This window comes from Burkholderia sp. Bp8991 (genome assembly GCF_003853795.1).
Classification (GTDB): Bacteria; Pseudomonadota; Gammaproteobacteria; order Burkholderiales; family Burkholderiaceae; genus Burkholderia.
Genome location: NZ_QTQJ01000096.1, coordinates 1 through 311, shown reverse-complemented (window position 1 = coordinate 311; position 311 = coordinate 1). Strand labels below are relative to the sequence as shown.

Annotated in this window: 1 pseudogene; it reads left to right on the top strand. The window is 64.3% G+C overall.

Going from position 1 to position 311, the window contains the following annotated elements:
• A pseudogene (locus DIE02_RS35315) lies at positions 1-311 on the top strand (hypothetical protein); the annotation flags it as partial.

Genomic DNA, 311 nt, shown 5'->3' with positions numbered 1-311 from the left:
TGCGCCAGTCTGCCCGATCTTTGGCACGGCGGGCTGGATGATCGAACGATGGGGTGGATGACCGTGCAAGGCATCAACCCGACCAACCGGCCGCTGTATCGCGCGCCCCCTCGAGCGTATGGCGTACTCGCCGCGCTGCGCTTGGCCAGACTGATCGAGTCGATCCGAAGCATGCAGGCCGATGTCCCGATTACCGTCGTATGCCACAGCCAAGGAAATATCGTGGGCCTCACTGCGGCGTTCTTCGGCGACGCATTCCCCGATGTCGAAGATCCGTGGGGACGCACGGGCCACTGCGTGGCGGACGCCTA